Origin of the sequence: Nonomuraea sp. NPDC005983, assembly GCF_040614375.1 — a bacterium.
Taxonomy (GTDB): domain Bacteria; phylum Actinomycetota; class Actinomycetes; order Streptosporangiales; family Streptosporangiaceae; genus Nonomuraea.
Genome location: NZ_JBEXUP010000254.1, coordinates 1 through 5588, shown reverse-complemented (window position 1 = coordinate 5588; position 5588 = coordinate 1). Strand labels below are relative to the sequence as shown.

Genomic DNA, 5588 nt, shown 5'->3' with positions numbered 1-5588 from the left:
GGTGTCAAGATCGCGGGCCGACGCCGACCGGGCGCTGCGCGTGCTGCGCGCCCGCCAGGTGGCCGGCCAGGCCGCCGGCTACACCGCGGTGCACTTCGAGTCGCTGCTCCTGCAGGTCGCCGACGTGGTCAACGCGGAGGAGCAGACACCCACCGGCCCCTACCTGAGGCTGCTCGCCTACGACAGGGAGCACGGCAGCGAGCTGGTCGCCACGCTCCGGGCCTACCTCGACGCGTTCGGCGACGTCAACCTGGCCTCAGCGCAGGTCCACGTGCACGCCAACACCTTCAGGTACCGGCTCAAGCGGCTCGTCGAGATCAGCGGCCTCGACCTGTCGGACCCCGACGCCAGGCTCACCGTGATGCTGCAAATGCGGATCTTCGGGCTGTAGCACCACCTCATGCGGACATTTCATCGCCGGACACGAAGAACGGCGAGCGGCGACCGGCAAGTGTGAATCAACACCCCCACGCTCTCGGAGTCCCCATGACAAGAGCAGCAGTGATCGCCGCGCTGGCCCTGTTCGCGACCGCCTGCGGCGGCGCCCCGCCCGGAGGGCAGGCCTCGGGCGGCACCTTCACCTACGCCATCTCCGCGGACCCCGGCGTGCTCGACCCCGCCATGGGCGTGCTGTCGGTCACCAACACCGTCCTGTCACTCGCCTACGACACGCTGGTGGGCGCCGACTCGGCCGGGCGGATCGTCCCCGGGCTGGCCGAGAAGTGGGACGTCAGGCCCGACGCGGTCACTTTCACCCTGCGCAAGGACGTCACCTGCTCCGACGGTTCCAAGCTCACCCCCGCCGACGTCGCGGAGAACGTCAACCACATCGCCGACCCCGCCACCAAGTCGCCCGTCTACGGCGTCCTCGTGCCGTCCGGCATGAAGGCCGAGGCCGACGACGCCGCGGGCACCGTCACGCTCTCCACCCCCAAGCCGTTCGGCTTCATCCTGGAGAGCAGCCGCCTGCTGTTCATCGTCTGCGGCAAGGGGGTCAAGGACCGCCCGCTGCTGGCCCGCGGCACCTCGGGCTCCGGCCCGTACACCCTGACGGAGGCCGCACCGGGCGACCATTACACCTTCAAGGTCCGCAGGGACTACGCCTGGGGCCCCGGCGGCGCCACCGCCAGGGAGCTGCCCGAGCGGGTGGTGCTCAAGATCGTGCCGAACGAGCAGACCGCCGCGAACCTGCTCGTCGCGGGGAGCCTCAACGGCGCCACCTTCTACGGCCCCGACCGCGCCAGGATGGAGTCCACTCCCGGCATCGGGAAGCTGCACCCGTCGACCAGCAACGGCCAGTTCTTCTACCACCAGGGAGACGACCGGCCCACCAAGGACGTCGCCGTGCGCAGGGCGCTCACCCAGGCCGTCAACCTCAAGGAGCTGGCCGGTATCGCCGGCAGCGGCAGCGGGCGGCCCCCCACCGGGCTGGTGCTGGACCCCCGGCCCTGCAAGGGCGACAGCGTCACCGGCCACGTCCCCGGCTACGACACCGCCGCGGCCGGCTCCGCCCTGGACGCCGCCGGCTGGAAGGCGGGCCCCGACGGGGTCAGGGTCAAGGACGGCAAGCGGCTGACCCTGCGCCTGCTCTACGCCACCACCAGAGGGCCGGGCGTCCAGGCCGCCGCCGAGTACCTGGCCGCCGCCTGGCAGAAGGCCGGCGCCGAGGTGAAGCTGAACGGCGTGCTCGACACCAAGATGTCGGAGTCGCTCAACGCCACCCAGGACTGGGACGTCGGCTGGCTGCCGATCGGCGTCACCCTGCCCTCGCAGCTCGTCGGCTTCCTGTCCGGCCCCGCCGTGCCCAAGGGGGCCAACTTCGCGCACCTGGCCAACCCCCGCTACGCGCAGCTCGTCGCCGAGGCCATGGGGCAGCCGGGCCAGGCGGGCTGCCGGCTCTGGCTGGAGGCCGAGTCGGCCCTGTTCGACGACGCCGACCTGGTACCGGTCGTGGAGAACACGGAGCTGGTCGCCACCAAGGGCGCGACGTTCCAGCTGACGGCCGGGCTGTTCGTCCCGACCTCGCTCCGGCTCACCGGGGGGAGCTGAGTGCGCCGGCACCACCCCCTGCTCAGGCGGCTCGTCCGGTTCGCCGTGTCGCTCGCGGTGCTGGTGGTGGCGTCCTTCGCGATGATCCACCTGATCCCCGGCGACCCCGTGCGCGCCTCACTCGGCCCGGCCGCCCCGGTCGAGCTGGTCCAGGCCCGCACGGCGGCGCTCGGCCTCGACCGGCCGCTGCCCGCGCAGTTCTCCTCCTACGTCACCGGGCTGCTGTCGGGAGACCTCGGCACGTCGTTCCTGACCGGCGAACCGGTCGCCGACGTGATCGGCGCCAGGTTGCCGAACACGCTGGGCCTCGCCCTGCTCGCCACCCTCGTGGCGCTGCTCGCCGCGGTCCCGCTCGGCATGCTGGCGGCCGTCCGCACCGAGAACGGCAGGAACCGCGGCACCGAGGCCGCCTTCGGCACGGCGACCGGAGCCGCCGTGGCCGTGCCCGAGTTCCTGTACGCGATCGCCCTGGTGACCGTCTTCGCCGTCGGGCTGAACCTCCTGCCGCCCGCCGGCAAGGCGGGCCCCGCCTCGTACGTGCTGCCGGTGCTCGCCCTGGCCATCGGCCCCACGGCGATGCTCGCCCGCATCTCGCGAGCGGAGACGCTGCGCGAGCTCGGCGCCGACTACGTGCGGCTGGCCAGGGCCAAACGGCTGCCGCCTGTCAGCCTGTACCTGCGGCACGTGCTGCCCAACACCCTCACCGCCACGCTCACCCTCGGCGGGCTGCTGCTCGGCGCGCTGATCGCCGGCAGCGTGCTCGTCGAGTACGTCTTCGCCTGGCCCGGCCTGGGCCTGAAGATCGTCGAGTCGATCACGCAGAAGGACTACCCGGTCGCCCAGGGCGTGATCCTCGTCTACGGCACGATCGTGCTACTCGTGAACCTCCTGGTGGACGTGGCACTCGGCGTGCTCGACCCGACCTCCGCGATCAGGGAGTCATGATGCCGCGCACCCCTTCCGCCGTCGTGGGCGCCGTGCTGGTCACGTTGCTGGTGGTGCTGGCCGTCATCGGGCCGCCCCTGTGGGGCGAGGAGGCCGCGCGCATCGACGCGGGCGCCATCCTGCAGGGCGGCTCGGTCGCGCACCCGCTCGGCACCGACAACCTCGGCCGCGACCTGCTCGCCAGGGTGCTGGTCGCCGGCCGGTACTCGCTGCTGCTCGCGCTGGCCGCGGCGCTCGTCGGAGGGGTCGCCGGCATCGTGCTCGGCGGGCTGCCGTCGGTGCTGCCCAGGAGGGCCGCCCGGTTCGTCACCGGCACGGTCAACGCCCTGGTCGCCTTCCCCGGCCTGCTGCTGGCCATGTTCACGGCGGTGGTCACCGGGCTCGGCGCGCGCGGCGCGGTGCTGGGCATCGGCGCGGCCATCGCGCCCGGCTTCGCCAGGCTCACCCAGACGCTCGCCGCGTCCGTCGCCGGAGCCGACTACGTCTCGGCGGCGCGCATGCTGGGCGTGCCCCGCCATCGCGTCCTGGCCAGGCACGTGCTGCCGAACATCGCCGAGCCGCTCATCCTCAACCTCGCCCAGTCGCTCGGCGGGGCGCTGCTCGGCCTGGCCGGCATGTCCTTCCTCGGGCTCGGCGTGCAGCCGCCGTCGTTCGACTGGGGCCGGCTGCTGTTCGACGGGTTCGGCCGCATCTACGTCACCCCGGAGGTGGCGCTCGGGCCCGCCGCGGCCGTCGCGCTGGCAGGCATCGGCTTCAACCTGCTCGGCGACGCCCTGGCCAAGGGCGCCGCCCGCAGAACCGCTCCCGGGCGGGCCGCCTCCGTCCCGCAGCCGCAGCCGCACCCCGGCGAGCCCGAGCCCGGCGCGGCGCTCGACGTGCGTGAGCTGACCGTCACCTTCCCCGGCGGCGTCACACCCGTGCGCGGGGTGTCGCTGAGCGTGCGGCCCGGCGAGATCGTCGGACTGGTCGGCGAGTCCGGCAGCGGCAAGTCGCTGACCGCGGCGGCCGTCGGCGGCCTCGTCCCCTACCCGGGGGCCGTCACGTACGGGCGGCTGCTGCTGTCGGGCAGAGACGCGGGCGCGCTCACCCAGAAGGAGCTCGGCACCTCGCTCGCGATGGTGTTCCAGGATCCGATGGCCTCGCTCAACCCGGTGCTCCGGGTCGGCGGGCAGCTCGCCGAGGTGGCGCGCGTCCACCAGGGCGCCACCCGCGCCCAGGCGCGCCGGCGGGCCGTGGACCGGCTCGGCCATGTGCGCCTGCCCGAGCCGGAGAAGCGGGCGAGGCAGCACCCGCACGAGCTGTCAGGAGGCATGCGGCAGCGCGCGGTGATCGCGATGGGCCTCATGGCCACCCCCAAGCTGATCATCGCGGACGAGTCGACCACCGCGCTCGACGTGACCGTGCAGCGCCAGATCCTGCGGCTGCTGCGCGAGGTGACTGAGGAGACCGGCTCCGCGGTCCTGTTCATCTCGCACGACATCGCCGTCGTGGGGGAGCTGTGCGACCGGGTCGTGGTGATGTACGCGGGCCGGGTCGTCGAGGAGCTGCCGGTGGACCGCCTGGCCGGCGGCGCCGCGCACCCGTACACGCGGGCGCTCGTCGCCTCGCTGCCCGACATGGACACCGACAGGTCGCGGCCGCTGGCCAGCATCCCCGGCCGCCAGCCCGCCCCGTCGGAGGTGGGCCCCGGCTGCGCCTTCGCGCCCCGGTGCCCGGCGGCCACCGAGAGGTGCTCGGCGTCGCGTCCCCCATTGGTCGCTCACGGCGACGCCCACCGGGTCGCCTGCTGGGAGGTTTCTTGAACATCGAAGAGCTGAGCGTGCGCTTCGGCGCGTTCACCGCGGTCGACTCCGTCACCCTGGAGGTCCCGCCAGGGCGCGTCGTCGGGCTCGTGGGCGAGTCGGGGTCGGGCAAGTCGTCGCTGGCCAAGGCGGTGTGCGGGCTCGTGCCGTACGCGGGGCGCATCACCGGGGCGGCACGGGCCCAGATGGTCTTCCAGGACCCGTACGCCTCGCTCGACCCGCGCATGACGGTGGGGGCGTCGGTCGCGGAGGGGCTGCCGCGCCTGCGCGGCCAGGCGCGGGCGGCGGAGGTGTCGCGGCTGCTCGCGCTGGTGTCGCTCCCCGCCGAGCTGGCGGGGCGCTACCCGCGGGAGCTCTCGGGAGGCCAGCGGCAGCGCGTCGCCGTGGCCCGCGCGCTGGGCGCCGGGCCGGACCTGCTGGTGGCCGACGAGATCACCAGCGCGCTGGACGTGTCGGTGCAGGGCGCGGTGCTCAACCTGGTGCGCTCGCTCCGGGACGAGCTGGGGCTGCCGATCCTGTTCATCTCGCACAACCTGGCCGTGGTGCGGTACGTGTGCGACGAGGTGGCGGTGCTGCACCGCGGGCGGCTGGTCGAGCACGGGCCGACGGAGGACGTGGTCGGCGCACCCGCGCACTCCTACACGCGCGACCTGCTGAACGCCGTCCCCCGCCTGCCCCGGCCCTGACCTACAGCGGAATCCACTCGGTGGCCGTGGTGACCTCGTCGAGCACGGCCGGGATCGGCTCCACGCCGAGCCCCGGCCCGGTCGGGACGCTCAGGTGGCCGTCGGA

At 73.8% G+C, this 5588-nt stretch carries 5 protein-coding genes; all 5 read left to right on the top strand.

Annotation, left to right across the window (positions count from 1 at the left end):
* Nucleotides 1–391: helix-turn-helix domain-containing protein (locus tag ABZ297_RS46005; protein WP_355360687.1), on the top strand; the 391-nt coding region annotated here is incomplete at its 5' end.
* A gap of 95 nt (nucleotides 392–486) precedes the next feature.
* On the top strand, nucleotides 487–2049 hold the full coding sequence (locus ABZ297_RS46000) for an ABC transporter substrate-binding protein (protein WP_355360684.1): 1563 nt from the start codon (nucleotides 487–489) through the stop codon (nucleotides 2047–2049).
* Nucleotides 2050–2994, top strand: coding sequence for an ABC transporter permease (locus ABZ297_RS45995; protein ID WP_355360681.1), 945 nt, complete (start codon nucleotides 2050–2052; stop codon nucleotides 2992–2994).
* Nucleotides 2994–4796 (top strand): dipeptide/oligopeptide/nickel ABC transporter permease/ATP-binding protein, encoded by a 1803-nt coding sequence (locus ABZ297_RS45990; RefSeq protein WP_355360678.1) that lies wholly within the window; start codon nucleotides 2994–2996, stop codon nucleotides 4794–4796. Before ABZ297_RS45995 ends, ABZ297_RS45990 begins: the two co-directional genes overlap by 1 nt.
* Nucleotides 4793–5482, top strand: a complete 690-nt coding sequence (locus tag ABZ297_RS45985) for an ATP-binding cassette domain-containing protein (RefSeq protein ID WP_355360675.1) — start codon at nucleotides 4793–4795, stop codon at nucleotides 5480–5482. The genes ABZ297_RS45990 and ABZ297_RS45985 overlap by 4 nt, the downstream gene beginning before the upstream one ends.
* The last annotated feature ends 106 nt before the right edge of the window (nucleotides 5483–5588 follow it).

Excerpts from the sequence above, each read along its gene's own strand:
- ABZ297_RS45990 (WP_355360678.1), top strand. The coding sequence starts at position 2,994 with ATGCCGCGCACCCCTTCCGCCGTCGTGGGCGCCGTGCTGGTCACGTTG.
- ABZ297_RS46000 (WP_355360684.1), top strand. The coding sequence starts at position 487 with ATGACAAGAGCAGCAGTGATCGCCGCGCTGGCCCTGTTCGCGACCGCC.